We start from the raw sequence: 17895 nt of genomic DNA on the forward strand, positions 1-17895 counted from the left end.
ATGCAAAAGCCACGCAAAAAGCATGGCTGTGAATATTTTTGCACTCAAAGACGATGAATAATCACTTTGTTGCCTCCCTCGCTTTTCGCCTCACGTAAGGCTTTATCTGCTTCTGTCATGACAAGTGAAAGATTGTGCGTATCTCCGGTGGAAAAAACACTGCCAATGCTGATAGTCATTGGTTCAGGAACAGCATACCTGTTACTAAAGCCGGTCAGGAGTTCGACATTTTTACGCACACGTTCAGCAATAATTTTTGCCTGGGCAGCATTGAGTTCGGTAAATAGCAGGCCAAATACTTCCCCCTCAAGACGGGCTAAAATGTCATCGGGGCGGATACTTTGCTGGATAATATCGACAATTGAAACCAGCACTTTATCACCCACATGATGCCCCCATTGGTCATTGATGCGTTTGAACTGGTTAATATCTACCAGCATGATACAAAAATCCTTCACAACAGGTCGCGACAATAATGACTCTACGCTGTTGAAAAAGTAACGGCGATTATAAATATTGGTCAACACATCATGAACTGCCAGTTTGCTGGAGAGTTGCAGTTCCTGAAAAATGTTATAAATCAGAAAAGCAACAACAAACAGTTTGCTGGAAACTTCGATACCACGACTGATGTACCAAATGGTGTAATTGTATTCATCCAGAGTCAGCAGAAGTAAGTTACAGCAGAGCGATGCCAGACATAATAACGCTATTGACGGCCAAAGTTCGCTTGCTAGTCGTGTGCGCATGATAATAAAGAACAGCAAAAATGCCCACAGACAAACCAAAATTTTTGTGTAGTTAATTCCCCAGCTCGCAGAATGGCTATCCGGACAGTAATCTACGACGTATAAGGAATAGTCAGGATTATAACTGCTCAGGTTGTGTGCCAGTAAGGGAAACAACATGAAAGGTATCAGCGCCAACAACAGGATGCAGGTTTTTTTCTTGTTGTTCGTTAGAATACTGTTTCGGTCATAACAGAAGAGAGCTAACGCTGTTAAGCAAATGAAACTTAGCTGGCGAAACAGATATAATATGGAAACATCATTTGATTTAGCCTGAATAAGCGTACTGTCACTGATAGGTTTATGAATAATGACAATGGTTTCAGTTAAATAGAAAATGCCACTTAAAAATGCAAGGCTTAAAATGAGTGTTGGTAAAATTTCACGGTTAGTGAAATATTTCATTAGCATGAATAGAAAAATGACGGCGTTAAGGAAAAACAAAGCCACAACAACCATCAGGTAATTCATCTGCGGGATGAGTTTTACATTGGTGTTTTCGTTATATAAGGTGGTGATGCAAAATAAAATCAATGTCAGCAGTAAACTGAAAATAAAAAAGCTTTGTGCTTTTAGCTTTTGTGTACACATAGAAATCATAAAAAGGAGAGCAATGTGAGTGCTGGATTTTATTGATGCTCGAGATATATAGTTTTGACCAGGATCAATTTTCACTATCAATAAAAAATAATTAAAGAATAACCCCGGGAAAATACGTGTTAACCGAATCATTTTTCCGAATGATTGTTTTCTGGAACTAAATTGTGTAAAGGTTGCGCTGTCATATTTAAAGCAATTGTAAGCTAACGTATGTAGTAAATTAAATAATTTATAGCAAGCTAAAAATCAGCCAGGTAATAATGACCTGGCTGATGGTATTAGTCTTTAGTAGTTGCGTTTTGCTTATGAAACAGTTCACGGAATACCGGATAAATATCATCCTGATCGCGGATATGCTGCATCGCAAAGTTTTCGAAAGTAGATTGCAGGTGCTCATATTCTCGCCACAATGTCTGATGCGCACGACGGGTAATTTCGATATAGCTGTAATAACGAACAACTGGCAGTAATTTCTTCGCCAGTATCTCATGGCACAGCGGAGAGTCATCAGCCCAGTTGTCGCCGTCCGATGCTTGCGCAGCATAGATATTCCACTGCGCCGGGTTATAACGCTCTTTTACCACATCATCCATCAGTTTCAGTGCGCTGGAAACAATGGTGCCGCCCGTTTCCTGTGAGTAGAAAAACTCATGTTCATCAACTTCTTTCGCCTGGGTATGATGGCGAATGTAAACGACTTCTACGTTCTTGTATGTTCTGCTCAGGAACAGATACAGAAGAATGTAAAAACGTTTGGCCATATCTTTGGTGGACTGATCCATCGAGCCAGAAACGTCCATCAGGCAGAACATTACTGCCTGGCTGGAGGGATCGGGCCGTTTCTCATAATTTTTGTAGCGTAAATCGAAAGTGTCGATGAAAGGAACACGTTCAATTTTAGCTCGCAGTTCGGCAATTTCTTTGCGCAAGCGTTCCTCTTCCAGCAGTTGCGCAGGTTCAGTATTGCTGATTATCGCTAAATCTTCTTCCAGCGCGTGCAGTTCCCGCCGCTTGCCCGCGGTCATCGCGGTACGTCGCGCCAGCGAATTTTGCAATGAGCGTACCACGCTAATATTGGCCGGAACGCCGTTAGCGGTATAACCCGCGCGATGCGTTTTAAATTCGGTCAACTGGCGTTGCTGGTTTTGTTTCAGATTTGGTAAAGCCAAATCTTCAAACAGCAGATCGAGATACTCATCTTTCGAAATCTGAAAGACGAATTCATCCTGACCTTCACCGTCCTGGCTGGGCTGGCCCTGACCGCTACCAGAACCACCGCCGCCGCCTTGAGGCCGCTCAATACGGTCGTTCTGTACGAAATGGTCGTTGCCCGGATGAACGCGATGGCGCAAGCCGCCACGCCCCTGATGAAACAGTGGTTCGCTGATATCTTCCGTTGGAATGGAAACGGACTCGCCGCTGTCGACATCGGTCACCGAACGCTTATTAATGGCCTCGGAGATCGACTGTTTAATTTGCGCTTTATAACGGCGTAAAAAACGCTGGCGATTCACCATGCTTTTATTTTTGCCGTTCAGACGCCGGTCAATAAACCAGGTCATATGCCCCCCGTACTGCATTTGCCAACTGTATGCTACGCCTGTGTTGCCGCCTGTCTGGCCCACGGTTCGCTGTCGTTGTAGGCCCGGCGCATGCGCACCGGGCCGTTGTTGTTAAGACGATTTACGTACGCGCAAATACCATTCGCACAGTAAACGTACCTGTTTACGGGTGTAGCCTTTTTCCATCATACGGTCGACAAAATCGTCGTGTTTCTTCTGCTCGTCGGTTGAGGTTTTGGCGTTAAACGAAATGACCGGCAACAACTCTTCGGTATTGGAGAACATTTTCTTCTCAATGACCGTGCGCAGTTTTTCGTAACTGGTCCAGTTCGGATTGCGTCCACTGTTATTCGCTCTGGCACGCAGTACAAAGTTGACGATCTCGTTACGGAAATCTTTCGGATTGCTGATCCCCGCCGGTTTTTCGATTTTCTCCAGCTCGGCGTTCAGCGACTCGCGATCAAACAATTGACCAGTATCCGGGTCGCGATACTCCTGATCCTGAATCCAGAAATCCGCATAGGTGACATAACGGTCGAAAATGTTCTGCCCATATTCAGAATAGGATTCAAGGTAGGCCGTCTGAATCTCTTTGCCGATAAACTCGGCATATTTCGGGATCAGATAGCCTTTCAGGAACTCCAGATAGCGTTCGGCCTGTTCTTGCGGGAACTGCTCGCGTTCAATCTGCTGTTCAAGAACGTAGAACAGATGAACCGGGTTAGCCGCCACTTCCACGTGATCGAAGTTGAACACGCGGGAGAGGATCTTAAACGCGAAACGCGTAGACAGACCGTTCATCCCTTCATCGACGCCCGCGTAATCACGATATTCCTGATATGACTTGGCTTTCGGATCGGTATCTTTCAGGCTTTCGCCATCATAAACGCGCATCTTCGAATAAATGCTGGAGTTTTCTGGCTCTTTCAGGCGCGAAAGAATGGAAAAACGTGACAATGTTTCCAGCGTGCCTGGCGCGCATGGCGCGTGGGTCAATTCACTATGATTAAGTAATTTCTCGTAGATTTTGATCTCTTCGGAAATACGCAAGCAATATGGCACCTTCACGATATAGACACGGTCGAGGAAGGCTTCGTTGTTTTTATTATTACGGAAAGTCACCCATTCAGATTCGTTCGAGTGGGCGAGAATAATCCCGTTGAACGGCAGGGCGGAGATACCTTCCGTCCCGTTGTAGTTACCTTCCTGAGTGGCGGTTAATAGGGGATGCAGCACTTTAATCGGTGCTTTGAACATCTCAACAAATTCCATGATCCCCTGGTTGGCTCGGCACAGCGCACCGGAATAGCCGTAGGCATCCGGATCGTTCTGGGCGTGGTGTTCGAGTTTACGAATATCCACTTTCCCCACCAGCGCGGAAATATCCTGGTTGTTCTCATCGCCCGGTTCAGTTTTGGCAATGGCAATCTGTTGCAGAATAGACGGCCACACTTTGACCACGCGGAATTTAGTGATGTCGCCACCAAATTCATGCAGACGTTTTGCCGCCCACGGCGACATAATGGTGCCAAGGTAGCGGCGAGGAATGCCGTACTCTTTTTCAAGGATCTGCGCATCTTCCTGTGGATTGAACAGACAGAACGGATGATCGTTAACCGGGCTTCGCTCACCGTTGGCGCTCAATACATAAATAGGCACGCGTTGCATTAATGATTTCAGTCGTTCAGCAAGTGACGACTTACCCCCACCCACAGGCCCCAGCAGATACAGGATTTGTTTCTTCTCTTCCAGCCCCTGAGCCGCGTGTTTCAGATAAGAGACAATCTGTTCAATCGCGTCTTCCATGCCGTAAAACTCTTCAAATGCCGGATAACGTGCGATGACCCGGTTAGAAAAGAGTCGAGAAAGTCTGGGCTCCTGGGCTGTATCGACCATGACAGGCTCACCAATAGCCATCAATAGCCGCTCTGCCGCGTTGGCATAAGCACTGCGATCTTGCCGACAAATGGTAAGAAACTCCTGCAGTGTGAACTCTTCGTCCTTGGCAGCTTCATATCGCTGGCGATAGTGATCGAATATATTCATGGTATGCCGTCCTTTCGTTTTTTAGCACAGGTTAAGAGCCGTTCATATGAATAGTAGAGGCTCCCGGAAGAGGTAAACTGAACGACGTCTCTTGCTAAAACACAGCAACTCTCATGCCATCCTGCCGACCATGAGAACAACGTGCCCGGTGATACACCTTCAAAATTAAGCGTAGATGGCAATTGAGAAACTTGCCTGCACGGCTTTCTGAATTTCAATGGCATATCAACAACTCATCCATAAAAATTGCATAACTAATGTAAAGAATAATGCCTCCATTAACGCAAAATTCATTCAGCTGTAAGCGCCGCGTCATCAGCGTCAGGAAAATTAAACAGTTACCTTTTGAAATGAAAACGCAAAAAGTTTGGGTTTCGTTGTATTGACGGGTAAACTTTGTCGCCCGCTAAACATTTGTTTAAGGAATAATTAATTGTGACCAAACTCAAACTTCTGGCACTTGGAGTGCTTATCGCAACGTCTGCAGGCGTAGCACACGCTGAAGGTAATTTTTCCCTGGGCGCAGGCGTAGGTGTCGTTGAACACCCTTATAAAGATTACGATACCGATGTTTACCCAGTACCAGTAATCAACTACGAAGGCGATAACTTCTGGTTCCGTGGCTTAGGTGGTGGTTACTACCTGTGGAATGATGCAACGGATAAACTTTCGATTACCGCTTACTGGTCGCCGCTCTACTTCAAAGCCAAAGACAGTGGCGATCACCAAATGCGTCACCTGGATGACCGTAAGAGCACCATGATGGCAGGTCTGTCTTACGCTCACTTTACCCAGTATGGTTACCTGCGTACCACCCTGGCTGGCGATACCCTGGATAACAGCAACGGCATTGTCTGGGATACTGCCTGGTTATACCGTTACACCAATGGTGGTCTGACTCTGACCCCGGGTATCGGTGTTCAGTGGAACAGCGAAAACCATAACGAATACTATTATGGCGTATCGCGTAAAGAGTCCGCTCGCAGCGGCCTGCGTGGCTATAACCCGAATGACAGCTGGAGCCCGTATCTGGAGCTGAGCGCCAGCTACAACTTCCTCGGCGACTGGAACGTTTATGGCACCGCGCGCTATACCCGCCTGTCTGACGAAGTTACCGACAGCCCGATGGTGGATAAATCCTGGACTGGCCTGATTTCTACCGGGATCACCTACAAATTCTGATAATGCATCTTTCCAGGGCATTTTGTGCATAAAAACAGGGCGTAATGCCCTGTTTTGCATTACGGTGGTGCAAAAACTGGGAGGAAGCGATGCAACAGAAAACGATTCAATTTAGTGGCGATGTCTCACTGCCAGCCATAGGGCAGGGAACATGGTATATGGGCGAAGAGGTCAGTCAGCGTAAAACCGAAGTTGATGCACTGCGTGCGGGCATTGATCTTGGTTTAACTCTCATTGATACCGCTGAAATGTATGCCGAAGGCGGTGCCGAAAAGGTGGTTGGTGAAGCATTATCCGGCCTGCGTGATAAGGTTTTCCTCGTCTCCAAAGTCTATCCGTGGAATGCCGGCGGGCAAAAAGCCATTAACGCTTGCGAAGCCAGTTTACGTCGTCTCAATACCGATTATCTCGATCTCTACTTATTGCACTGGTCTGGCAGTTTCGCTTTTGAAGAGACTGTTGCGGCGATGGAAAAACTGATCGCCCAGGGCAAAATTCGTCGCTGGGGCGTTTCTAATCTTGATTATGCCGACATGCAGGAACTCTGGCAGGTGCCAGGGGGAAATCAATGCGCTACCAATCAGGTGCTTTATCATCTCGGCTCGCGCGGTATTGAATATGATCTGCTACCCTGGTGTCAGCAACAACATATGCCAGTGATGGCATACAGTCCATTGGCGCAGGCCGGGCGCTTACGTAATGGCTTGCTAAAAAACGCAGTGGTCAACGAAATTGCTCATGCTCACAATGTCACTGCGGCGCAAGTTCTGCTGGCGTGGGTGATCAGCCATCAGGGCGTGATGGCGATTCCGAAAGCGGCAACTGTCGCACATGTCCAACAAAATGCGGCAGTGTTGGAATTGACGCTTTCAGGGGAAGAACTGGCGATGCTGGAAAAAGCGTACCCGGCACCAAAAGGAAAAACTGCGCTGGATATGGTGTGATTTGCTGCAAGGCCGGATGCATGCATCCGGCACAGTGACTAACGCAAATTAACGTTTGGCAACGCGAATGGATTGCGCCAGATGTGAAGGTTTCTCTTTGGTGACTTTTTGAGTTTCTGAAGCGTAAGCTGTTTCCACACAAACAAATGTTTTGTAGCCATCATCCGGCATATCGCCCATGCTGACAGAAAGCGCCGGTCCTGGGTTCCAGCCAACGACGTTCAGATGATGCTGGTGGCCTACGGCGATAATACGATTTAACGCCTCGTCATTAATCACACTGCAATCCTGGGCATTCAGATACACGCGGTCGGTACGATCCGGGAATGTCTGGACCCCGTCAGTTAGTGCACCTTCTTTTGCATCATTCACTTTATCAATGTAGCGATCGCCCAGACCACTGACGCTCACCCCGGCAATATCGCCAACATTAAAGTAGGTATGCAGGGCAGAGGTGGTTTCAAATTCGCCATGTGATTCAAGATCGATTTCACAGGTTTTACCCACGCGGAAATGCGCTAATAGCGTAAAGTCGTGTGGCCAGTATTTTTTCGTCTCTTCGCTTTGTGTCAATTCGAAAGTCAGCGCCACGCCATCGGCATCTTCACTATGTGATTTCAGCGTCCACGGCAGGTTACGGGCAAAACCGTGCGCAGGCAGACCTTGTTGTGCAGCCGGACCAAACCACGGCCAGCAAACCGGTACGCCGCCGCGAATGGCGACACCATTTTTAAACGGGGTATTGTTGCTCAACCACAGAACTTCTTCCTCAGCCGCAGGTTTCCACGAGAGAAGATGAGCGCCCTGTACTGCAAAAGAGGCTTTTACCTGGGGATGATCGACCACAATAAGGTCCAGTTCATCCAGTTTACGACGGGAGAGGACAGGGGTAATTTGTTCGATGACCGGAAGGGCAAAAATTTTCTTAATCATGACGCAGTCCTTTAACTTCATTTCATCAGGTAAAAAAAAGAGCGACCGAAGTCGCTCTTTATAGATCACAGTATCATCTCAACTTATTTGGAGATGTGAGCGATCAGGTCCAGAACTTTGTTGGAGTAACCGGTTTCGTTGTCGTACCAGGATACCAGTTTCACGAAGTTGTCGTTCAGAGCGATACCTGCTTTAGCATCGAACACGGAAGTGCAAACTTCGCCGTTGAAATCGGTAGATACTACGTCATCTTCGGTGTAGCCCAGAACGCCTTTCATTTCGCCTTCAGCAGCAGCTTTAACGGCAGCTTTGATCTGCTCGTAAGTTGCAGCTTTTTCCAGACGAACGGTCAGGTCAACTACGGATACGTTCGGAGTCGGAACGCGGAACGCCATACCAGTCAGTTTGCCATTCAGTTCTGGCAGTACTTTACCTACAGCTTTAGCAGCACCGGTAGAGGACGGGATGATGTTCTGAGAAGCGCCACGGCCGCCGCGCCAGTCTTTGTGAGACGGGCCGTCAACGGTTTTCTGAGTAGCGGTGGTAGCGTGAACGGTGGTCATCAGACCTTCGATGATTCCGAAGTTATCGTTGATAACTTTAGCCAGCGGAGCCAGGCAGTTGGTGGTGCAGGAAGCGTTGGAAACGATGTCCTGGCCAGCATATTTGTCGAAGTTAGCGCCTTTAACGAACATCGGAGTGTTGTCTTTAGACGGACCAGTCATAACCACTTTTTTCGCACCAGCGGTGATGTGTTTACGAGCAGTTTCGTCAGTCAGGAACAGACCAGTTGCTTCAGCGACAACGTCAACACCAACTTCGTCCCATTTCAGGTTAGCCGGATCACGTTCAGCGGTAACACGGATTTTTTTACCGTTAACGATCAGATGACCGTCTTTCACTTCAACGGTGCCGTCGAAACGACCGTGAGTGGAGTCATATTTCAGCATGTATGCCATGTAATCAGCGTCTAACAGGTCGTTGATTGCAACGATCTCGATGTCAGAACGTTTCTGAGCAGCACGGAAAACAATGCGACCGATACGGCCAAAACCGTTGATACCTACTTTGATAGTCATATATTCCACCAGCTATTTGTTAGTGAATAAAAGGTTGCCTGTAAAATTACAAAAACCTTACGCAGCGTCAAGCGGAATCGTGTCAATCATTGCGACAAATCAATCCTCTGCCTAAGCATTACGCGACTGACTTGCCCCACTCTTCCTTTGTGCCTGAAACCACATGAGGGCGGCGCCGAGAATTTTAAAGGGCAATTATGATAAAAATGTGATTTTCATCACGATTTAGGCGCTGCCATTTCGCTGAGATCAAGTTTAGGACAAATTTTTGCCAGTTGGTGTTAATGTTTTGTTAGAATTGGTCGCGTAATGTGAGCGTGATTAAAGTGAGATGTGAGCAAATGGCTAACAAACCTTCGGCAGACGAACTGAAAAACAAATTGTCCGAGATGCAGTTTTACGTGACACAGAATCACGGGACCGAGCCGCCATTTACTGGCCGTTTACTGCACAATAAGCGTGACGGCCTTTACCACTGTTTGATCTGCGATGCCCCTCTGTTTCACTCCCAGTCTAAATATGATTCAGGTTGTGGCTGGCCGAGCTTTTACGAACCGGTGAGTGAAGATTCAATTCGTTATATCAAAGACTTGTCACATGGAATGCAGCGCATCGAGATTCGTTGCGGTAACTGTGATGCCCATCTTGGACATGTCTTTCCTGATGGGCCGCAGCCCACAGGCGAACGTTATTGTGTTAACTCAGCCTCTTTACGTTTCACTGATGGTGAAAATGGCGAAGAAATCAACGGTTGAAAAAACGATTCAGCAACTTATTCCACAGGAGCGGAAAAATCATGAATCTTGATGAAATGATCAACAGCATGACGCCTGAGGTTTATCAGCGTTTATCGACCGCTGTTGAACTGGGAAAATGGCCAGATGGCGTTGCGCTGACCGAACAACAAAAAGAGAACTGCCTGCAACTGGTCATGCTTTGGCAAGCTCGAAACAATACCGACGCGCAGCATATGACCATCGACACCAACGGTCAGATGGTGATGAAGAGCAAGCAGCAACTGAAAGAAGATTTTGGTATTACGGCGAAGCCGATTGCTATGTTTAAGTGATGGAGTTATCCCCTTTACAGGTAATTAATAAAGGGGATTGCCTGAAATTAATTGACCAATCCCTCGTCGATTTCGTTTGTAGCTTTAAACCTTTCCGGAGCTTCACGTCTGTATTAACCCCCCTGAATTTTTCATCCCTGCATCCTTTCTTTCGTTAAGTAGGGATCACTGCTGAATTTCCCTCTTTTGCGTACCGCCTTCCATCAATCTGTAACCCATTCTCAGGTTTTCTGCGTATTTGTGATCTAAGTTGTAAATCGCAGATCAATATCTGTGTTTTAAAGATTTAATGTTGACCTCAAAAATTATGTGGGTAAGTATGATGGTCATCTAAGCAAAACAAAACACAAAGGATGACGCAATGAAAGCACTGGCTCGGTTTGGCAAGGCCTTTGGCGGCTACAAGATGATTGATGTCCCACAGCCCATTTGTGGTCCGGAAGATGTGGTGATTGAAATTAAAGCCGCAGCTATCTGTGGCGCAGACATGAAACACTACAACGTTGATAGCGGTTCTGATGAGTTTAACTCTATCCGCGGCCATGAGTTCGCAGGTTGTATTGCGCAGGTTGGTGAAAAAGTCAAAGACTGGAAAGTGGGGCAACGCGTCGTGTCGGATAACAGCGGTCACGTTTGCGGCGTTTGTCCGGCCTGTGAACAAGGTGATTTTCTGTGTTGTACAGAAAAAGTAAACCTTGGTCTGGATAACAATACCTGGGGCGGTGGTTTTTCCAAATATTGTCTGGTTCCTGGTGAAATTCTCAAAATTCATCGTCATGCGTTGTGGGAAATCCCTGATGGTGTTGATTATGAGGACGCAGCCGTACTTGACCCTATTTGTAATGCCTACAAATCCATCGCGCAGCAATCGAAATTCCTTCCTGGTCAGGATGTGGTCGTCATCGGCACTGGCCCACTCGGGCTGTTCTCCGTACAAATGGCACGGATTATGGGGGCGGTAAATATCGTCGTCGTTGGTCTGCAAGAAGATGTGGCGGTCCGCTTCCCGGTTGCAAAAGAACTGGGGGCAACGGCAGTAGTAAATGGTTCTACCGAAGATGTGGTTGCGCGCTGCCAGCAAATTTGTGGCAAAGACAATTTGGGACTGGTGATTGAATGCTCCGGTGCCAATATCGCATTGAAACAAGCCATCGAAATGCTCCGCCCGAATGGGGAAGTGGTACGCGTTGGAATGGGCTTCAAACCTCTTGATTTCTCGATTAATGACATTACCGCATGGAACAAAAGCATCATTGGGCATATGGCCTATGACTCCACCTCCTGGCGTAACGCTATCCGGCTATTAGCCAGCGGCGCTATCAACGTCAAACCGATGATCACGCATCGTATTGGCCTTTCGCAATGGCGCGAAGGGTTTGATGCGATGGTCGATAAAACCGCAATCAAAGTGATCATGACTTACGACTTTGATGAATAACTACTCTCCTGAAGGAACGTTATCGCATGGAACAGATAACCAAACCGCATTGTGGTGCACGGCTGGATCGCTTACCGGATTGCCGCTGGCATTCGTCAATGTTTGCCATCGTCGCGTTTGGCTTGCTTGTCTGCTGGAGTAATGCCGTTGGTGGCTTGATCCTCGCTCAGCTGAAAGAGTTGGGCTGGACAGATAATTCCACCACCGCCACATTCTCGGCAATCACGACCGCCGGAATGTTTCTCGGTGCGCTGGTGGGCGGCATCATCGGTGACAAAACCGGTCGCAGAAACGCGTTCATCCTCTATGAGGCCATTCATATTGTCTCTATGGTCATTGGTGCTTTCTCGCCGAATATGGATTTCTTGATTGCCTGCCGCTTTGTGATGGGTGTCGGGCTGGGGGCTTTACTGGTTACTCTGTTTGCCGGCTTCACCGAATATATGCCCGGTAGAAATCGTGGAACGTGGTCCAGTCGGGTTTCCTTTATTGGCAACTGGTCATATCCGCTCTGTTCATTGATAGCGATGGGACTCACGCCGTTGATTAGCGCAGAGTGGAACTGGCGGGTACAACTGCTTATTCCTGCAATATTGTCGCTTATCGCTACGGCGCTGGCCTGGCGCTACTTTCCTGAATCCCCGCGCTGGCTGGAATCGCGCGGACGGTATCAGGAAGCCGAGAAAGTCATGCGGAGTATAGAAGAAGGCGTCATACGCCAGACGGGTAAACCCTTACCGCCAGTGGTTATTGCTGATGACGGTAAAGCGCCACAAGCGGTGCCGTATTCTGCCTTACTGACAGGAGTATTACTAAGACGCGTTATTTTAGGTTCTTGTGTACTTATTGCCATGAACGTTGTGCAGTACACGTTAATTAACTGGTTGCCAACGATATTCATGACCCAGGGAATTAATTTAAAAGACTCCATTGTCTTAAATACTATGAGTATGTTTGGCGCGCCGTTTGGCATTTTTATTGCTATGTTGGTGATGGATAAAATTCCGCGCAAAACAATGGGTGTTGGGCTATTAATTCTGATTGCGGTGCTCGGATATATCTATTCACTGCAAACCAGTATGTTGCTCATAACGTTGATTGGTTTCTTCCTGATTACTTTCGTCTATATGTACGTTTGCTATGCCTCAGCAGTGTATGTCCCTGAGATCTGGCCGACAGAGGCCAAACTCCGTGGCTCCGGTCTGGCGAATGCGGTAGGGCGAATCAGTGGTATTGCCGCGCCTTATGCCGTTGCAGTGCTGCTCAGTAGTTATGGCGTAACGGGTGTCTTTATTCTTCTGGGGGCGGTTTCAATTATTGTCGCAATTGCTATCGCCACCATTGGAATTGAAACCAAAGGTGTCTCCGTTGAAAGTTTAAGTATTGATGCAGTAGCCAATAAATAATACTGGTGGATTCAAAATGAAAAATTCAAAAGCAATATTACAGGTACCGGGCACAATGAAAATTATTTCAGCGGAAATACCTGTGCCTAAAGAAGATGAAGTTTTGATTAAAGTAGAATATGTCGGTATTTGTGGTTCAGATGTACATGGTTTTGAATCAGGCCCGTTTATTCCGGCTAAAGACCCAAATCAAGAAATTGGCCTTGGTCATGAATGCGCCGGGACGGTTGTGGCTGTGGGAAGCCGCGTGCGCAAATTTAAACCGGGGGATCGGGTAAATATTGAACCTGGCGTTCCTTGCGGTCACTGTCGTTACTGTCTGGAAGGCAAATATAACATCTGCCCGGACGTTGATTTTATGGCGACACAACCCAACTACCGCGGCGCATTAACGCACTATCTGTGTCATCCGGAGAGCTTTACTTACAAACTGCCCGACAATATGGACACGATGGAAGGGGCGCTGGTGGAGCCTGCGGCGGTCGGGATGCACGCCGCCATGCTGGCAGATGTTAAACCGGGTAAGAAGATAATTATTCTGGGAGCAGGTTGTATTGGTTTGATGACGTTGCAAGCGTGCAAATGCCTCGGGGCAACAGAAATTGCCGTCGTTGATGTGCTGGAAAAACGTCTGGCAATGGCGGAACAGCTTGGCGCGGCAATGGTCATCAATGGCGCTAAACAAGACACTATTGCGTGCTGTCAGCAATTTACCGAAGACATGGGCGCAGATATTGTTTTTGAAACTGCGGGTTCTGCGGTAACGGTAAAACAAGCTCCCTATCTGGTGATGCGCGGTGGAAAAATTATGATTGTCGGCACAGTACCCGGCGATTCGGCCATCAACTTTCTCAAAATCAATCGGGAAGTCACCATCCAGACGGTTTTCCGCTATGCCAACCGTTATCCGGTCACGATTGAAGCTATTTCATCAGGGCGATTCGATGTGAAATCGATGGTAACGCATATTTACGATTACCAGGATGTACAACAGGCATTTGAAGAGTCGGTTAACAACAAATGCGACATTATTAAAGGCGTTATTAAACTTAGCGATTAATTACTACGGGAGAACGGAATATGCTAGCAGATATCAGATTTTGGGAAAATGATGCCACCAATAAACATTATGCTATTGCCCATTTTAATGTATGGAATGCTGAAATGTTAATGGGGGTTATCGACGCAGCAGAAGAAGCAAAATCACCGGTTATTATTTCTTTTGGTACGGGATTTGTCGGAAATACCTCATTCGAAGATTTCTCGCATATGATGGTATCAATGGCACAAAAAGCAACGGTACCGGTAATTACCCACTGGGATCATGGCCGGAGTATGGAAATTATCCATAACGCCTGGACTCATGGAATGAACTCCTTAATGCGCGATGCATCCGCGTTTGATTTCGAAGAAAATATTCGTTTAACCAAAGAGGCTGTTGATTTCTTCCATCCGCTGGGTATTCCGGTAGAGGCGGAATTAGGACATGTCGGTAATGAAACCGTTTATGAGGAAGCGCTGGCGGGCTATCACTATACCGATCCTGACCAGGCCGCAGAATTTGTTGAACGCACGGGCTGTGACTCACTGGCTGTCGCCATTGGCAACCAGCATGGGGTTTATACGTCAGAGCCACAATTGAACTTTGAGGTCGTCAAACGCGTGCGCGATGCCGTTTCTGTTCCGCTGGTTTTACATGGCGCATCGGGGATCAGTGATGCTGATATTAAAACCGCGATTTCATTGGGTATAGCGAAAATCAATATTCATACTGAACTGTGCCAGGCCGCAATGGTGGCAGTGAAAGAAAATCAGGATCAGCCTTTCTTGCACCTGGAGCGAGAAGTCCGTAAATCAGTTAAAGAAAGGGCATTAGAAAAAATCAAATTATTTGGTTCAGACGGCAAGGCGGAATAATGTAATGGACAATCTTGAAGTTATATGTATAGGTGGCGCTATCGTTGATATTCCATTACAGCCGGTCAGTAAAAAAATTTTTGACGTAGATTCTTATCCGCTTGAAAGAATAGCAATGACCACGGGAGGCGACGCAATCAATGAAGCAACGATTATTTCTCGCCTGGGGCATCGCACGGCATTAATGAGCCGCATTGGTAAAGATGCCGCAGGACAATTTATTCTCGACCATTGTTGCAAAGAGAATATTGATATTCAAAGCCTGAAACAGGACGTCAGCGTAGATACCTCTATTAACGTTGGACTTGTAACGGAGGATGGCGAGCGGACATTTGTCACTAATCGCAACGGCAGTTTGTGGAAATTGAATATTAATGATGTCGACTTTGTACGGTTTTCTCAGGCAAAGTTATTATCGCTAGCAAGTATATTCAACAGTCCACTATTGGATGGTAAAGCGCTAACTGAAATTTTTACGCAAGCGAAAGCCCGGCAGATGATCATTTGTGCCGATATGATCAAGCCTCGTCTGAATGAAACACTGGATGATATTCGCGAAGCATTGAGTTATGTCGATTATCTGTTTCCAAATTTTGCCGAGGCAAAATTACTCACCGGAAAAGAGACGTTGGATGAAATTGCTGACTGCTTTCTTGAGTGCGGTGTAAAAACGGTAGTAATTAAGACGGGTAAAAACGGCTGCTTTATCAAGCGTGGTGAAATGACGATGACGGTACCAGCAGTAGCGGGAATTACGGCCATCGACACCATTGGCGCGGGCGATAACTTTGCTTCTGGTTTTATTGCGGCACTGCTGGAAGGTAAAGAGCTGCGTGAATGCGCGCGCTTTGCCAATGCAACGGCAGCTATATCGGTACTGAGTGTTGGTGCCACCACCGGTGTGAAAAACAGAAAGCTGGTCGAACAATTGCTGGAAGAATATGAAGGGTAATGAAGGCAAATGAAAATGATACCTTTAGGCACAACGGATATAACGCTTTCACGGATGGGGTTGGGGACATGGGCCATTGGCGGTGGTCCTGCATGGAATGGCGATCTCGATCGGCAAATTTGTATTGATACGATTATTGAAGCTCATCGTTGCGGCATTAACCTGATTGATACTGCGCCAGGATATAACTTTGGCAATAGTGAAGTTATTGTCGGCCAGGCGTTAAAACAATTGCCTCGCGAACAAATTGTCGTCGAAACGAAATGCGGTATTGTCTGGGAACGAGAAGGCAGTTTATTCAACAAAGTCGGCGATCGTCAGTTGTACAAAAACCTCTCTCCTGAATCTATCCGCGAAGAAGTCGATGCCAGCTTGCAACGTCTCGGCATTGACTACATCGATATTTACATGACGCACTGGCAGTCGGTGCCGCCTTGTTTTACGCCGATTGCAGAAACCGTAGCTGTACTTAATGAGCGGAAGGCTGAGGGGAAGATTCGTTCGATAGGCGCTGCTAATGTCGAAGCTGATCATATACGCGAATATCTGCGATATGGTGAGCTGGATATTATTCAGGCGAAATATAGCATCCTCGATCGGGCAATGGAAAACGAATTGCTGCCGCTATGTCGGGATAACGGCATTGTGGTTCAGGTCTATTCACCGTTAGAGCAGGGGCTGCTGACAGGTACCATCACTCGCGATTATATTCCAGGCGGCGCACGGGCAAATAAAGTTTGGTTCCAGCGTGAAAATATGCTCAAAGTGATTGATATGCTTGAACAGTGGCGGCCACTTTGTGCGCGTTATCAGTGCACAATTCCTACTCTGGCGCTGGCGTGGATATTAAAACAGAGCGATTTAATCTCCATTCTTAGCGGAGCAACTGCGCCTGAACAGGTACGTGAAAATGTGGCGGCGCTGAATATCAACTTATCGGATGCAGACGCAACATTGATGAGGGAAATGGCAGAGGCCCTGGAGCGTTAACTACCCCACACGATCCACCTCTGTTTCTGTGAAAACTGTGATGAAAATCTGTGATTCAAACAGGTTATTTTGAAAGTAAACATCGCTTATGCGATAATCGCGCTAATGTGATGTAAAAAGAGACAGGGGTGTAATCGTGGCGGCAAAAGACAGGATTCAGGCAATTAAACAGATGGTTGCCAACGATAAAAAAGTAACGGTTTCGAATTTGAGCTCGATTTTTCAGGTAACCGAAGAAACTATTCGCCGCGATCTTGAGAAGCTGGAAGATGAAGGCTTTTTGACCAGAACTTATGGTGGCGCTGTTTTAAATACAGCGATGCTGACGGAAAATATCCATTTCTATAAGCGAGCTTCGTCGTTTTATGAAGAGAAGCAGCTTATTGCTCGCAAGGCGCTGCCGTTTATCGACAATAAAACCACCATGGCGGCAGATTCCAGTAGTACCGTTATGGAATTGCTCAAACTGTTGCAAGACCGTAGTGATCTGACGTTGCTAACCAACTCGGCAGAAGCTATTCATGTTCTGGCTCAGTCAGAAATTAAAGTTGTTTCAACCGGTGGGGAACTGAACAAAAACACGCTTTCTCTGCAAGGACGAATTACTAAAGAGATCATCAGTCGTTATCACGTCGATATTATGGTAATGAGTTGTAAAGGTCTTGATATTAACAGCGGCGCACTGGACTCGAACGAAGCTGAGGCGGAGATCAAAAAGACAATGATCCGCCAGGCGACAGAAGTTGCGTTATTAGTCGATCACTCCAAGTTTGATCGCAAAGCTTTTGTTCAGTTAGCTGACTTTAGTCATATTAATTACATAATAACTGATAAATCACCGGGTGCAGAATGGGAAGAGTTTTGCAAAGACAATAATATCCAGCTTGTGTGGTAGCTTAAACACACGTTGTCAATGTTATTTGTTCCAGCGCCCGTGAAATAAAATGATGATAAAAATGCGGCAAGTGAGTTTGCCGCAATTGCTACCT

Annotated in this window: 16 protein-coding genes; 11 read left to right on the forward strand and 5 right to left on the reverse strand. The window is 46.8% G+C overall.

Annotated features, from left to right (window positions below; translation table 11 throughout):
* Positions 1–44 precede the first annotated feature (44 nt).
* The 3 genes from FEK43_RS12710 to yeaG all read right to left on the reverse strand — a co-directional run bounded on the left by FEK43_RS12710 (position 45) and on the right by yeaG (position 4996).
* A complete protein-coding gene (locus FEK43_RS12710; RefSeq protein WP_138158571.1) occupies positions 45–1520 on the reverse strand; it encodes a GGDEF domain-containing protein in 1476 nt (491 codons plus the stop codon).
* Between the two features lie 146 nt (positions 1521–1666).
* Positions 1667–2950 carry a YeaH/YhbH family protein gene (locus tag FEK43_RS12715; RefSeq protein ID WP_138158574.1) on the reverse strand — a complete coding sequence of 428 codons (1284 nt, stop codon included), beginning with the start codon at positions 2948–2950 and terminating at the stop codon, positions 1667–1669.
* Between the two features lie 111 nt (positions 2951–3061).
* Positions 3062–4996: a protein kinase YeaG gene (gene yeaG, locus FEK43_RS12720; protein WP_064529211.1), complete on the reverse strand. Its 1935-nt coding sequence runs from the start codon at positions 4994–4996 to the stop codon at positions 3062–3064.
* A 435-nt stretch (positions 4997–5431) separates the two neighbouring features.
* On the opposite strand from yeaG, the gene mipA reads away from it, so the two are divergent.
* Both mipA and FEK43_RS12730 read left to right on the forward strand, forming a co-directional pair.
* The gene (gene mipA / locus FEK43_RS12725; protein ID WP_130208388.1) at positions 5432–6178 is read left to right on the forward strand and encodes a scaffolding protein MipA; all 747 of its coding nucleotides are present in this window, start codon (positions 5432–5434) and stop codon (positions 6176–6178) included.
* An 89-nt stretch (positions 6179–6267) separates the two neighbouring features.
* Positions 6268–7122, forward strand: a complete 855-nt coding sequence (locus FEK43_RS12730) for an aldo/keto reductase (RefSeq protein ID WP_130259882.1) — start codon at positions 6268–6270, stop codon at positions 7120–7122.
* Between the two features lie 48 nt (positions 7123–7170).
* Here the strand turns inward: FEK43_RS12730 and FEK43_RS12735 are convergent, their stop codons facing one another.
* Positions 7171–8055 carry a D-hexose-6-phosphate mutarotase gene (locus FEK43_RS12735; RefSeq protein WP_135407016.1) on the reverse strand — a complete coding sequence of 295 codons (885 nt, stop codon included), beginning with the start codon at positions 8053–8055 and terminating at the stop codon, positions 7171–7173.
* An 83-nt stretch (positions 8056–8138) separates the two neighbouring features.
* Positions 8139–9134: a glyceraldehyde-3-phosphate dehydrogenase gene (gene gapA, locus FEK43_RS12740; protein WP_000153502.1), complete on the reverse strand. Its 996-nt coding sequence runs from the start codon at positions 9132–9134 to the stop codon at positions 8139–8141.
* 341 nt (positions 9135–9475) lie between these two features.
* On the opposite strand from gapA, the gene msrB reads away from it, so the two are divergent.
* The 9 genes from msrB (at position 9476) to FEK43_RS12785 (ending at position 17801) form a co-directional block, all read left to right on the forward strand.
* The gene (gene msrB / locus FEK43_RS12745; RefSeq protein ID WP_131161147.1) at positions 9476–9889 is read left to right on the forward strand and encodes a peptide-methionine (R)-S-oxide reductase MsrB; all 414 of its coding nucleotides are present in this window, start codon (positions 9476–9478) and stop codon (positions 9887–9889) included.
* Between the two features lie 41 nt (positions 9890–9930).
* Positions 9931–10203, forward strand: a complete 273-nt coding sequence (locus FEK43_RS12750; RefSeq protein WP_130208380.1) for a YeaC family protein — start codon at positions 9931–9933, stop codon at positions 10201–10203.
* Positions 10204–10564: 361 nt separating this feature from the next.
* Positions 10565–11641, forward strand: coding sequence for a zinc-binding dehydrogenase (locus FEK43_RS12755; protein ID WP_131161148.1), 1077 nt, complete (start codon positions 10565–10567; stop codon positions 11639–11641).
* Positions 11642–11667: 26 nt separating this feature from the next.
* Complete coding sequence (locus FEK43_RS12760; RefSeq protein ID WP_135407014.1) at positions 11668–13047, forward strand: MFS transporter; 1380 nt, start codon at positions 11668–11670, stop codon at positions 13045–13047.
* 16 nt (positions 13048–13063) lie between these two features.
* Positions 13064–14107, forward strand: a complete 1044-nt coding sequence (locus tag FEK43_RS12765; protein WP_135407011.1) for an NAD(P)-dependent alcohol dehydrogenase — start codon at positions 13064–13066, stop codon at positions 14105–14107.
* 20 nt (positions 14108–14127) lie between these two features.
* Positions 14128–14964 (forward strand): ketose-bisphosphate aldolase, encoded by an 837-nt coding sequence (locus tag FEK43_RS12770; RefSeq protein ID WP_135407009.1) that lies wholly within the window; start codon positions 14128–14130, stop codon positions 14962–14964.
* A 4-nt stretch (positions 14965–14968) separates the two neighbouring features.
* Positions 14969–15916, forward strand: coding sequence for a sugar kinase (locus FEK43_RS12775; protein ID WP_130208370.1), 948 nt, complete (start codon positions 14969–14971; stop codon positions 15914–15916).
* A gap of 9 nt (positions 15917–15925) precedes the next feature.
* Positions 15926–16906, forward strand: coding sequence for an NADH-dependent methylglyoxal reductase (gene ydjG, locus FEK43_RS12780; protein WP_135407006.1), 981 nt, complete (start codon positions 15926–15928; stop codon positions 16904–16906).
* A gap of 136 nt (positions 16907–17042) precedes the next feature.
* A complete protein-coding gene (locus tag FEK43_RS12785; RefSeq protein ID WP_130257697.1) occupies positions 17043–17801 on the forward strand; it encodes a DeoR/GlpR family DNA-binding transcription regulator in 759 nt (252 codons plus the stop codon).
* The last annotated feature ends 94 nt before the right edge of the window (positions 17802–17895 follow it).

The organism is Escherichia sp. E2562 (assembly GCF_005781075.1).
GTDB lineage: Bacteria > Pseudomonadota > Gammaproteobacteria > Enterobacterales > Enterobacteriaceae > Escherichia.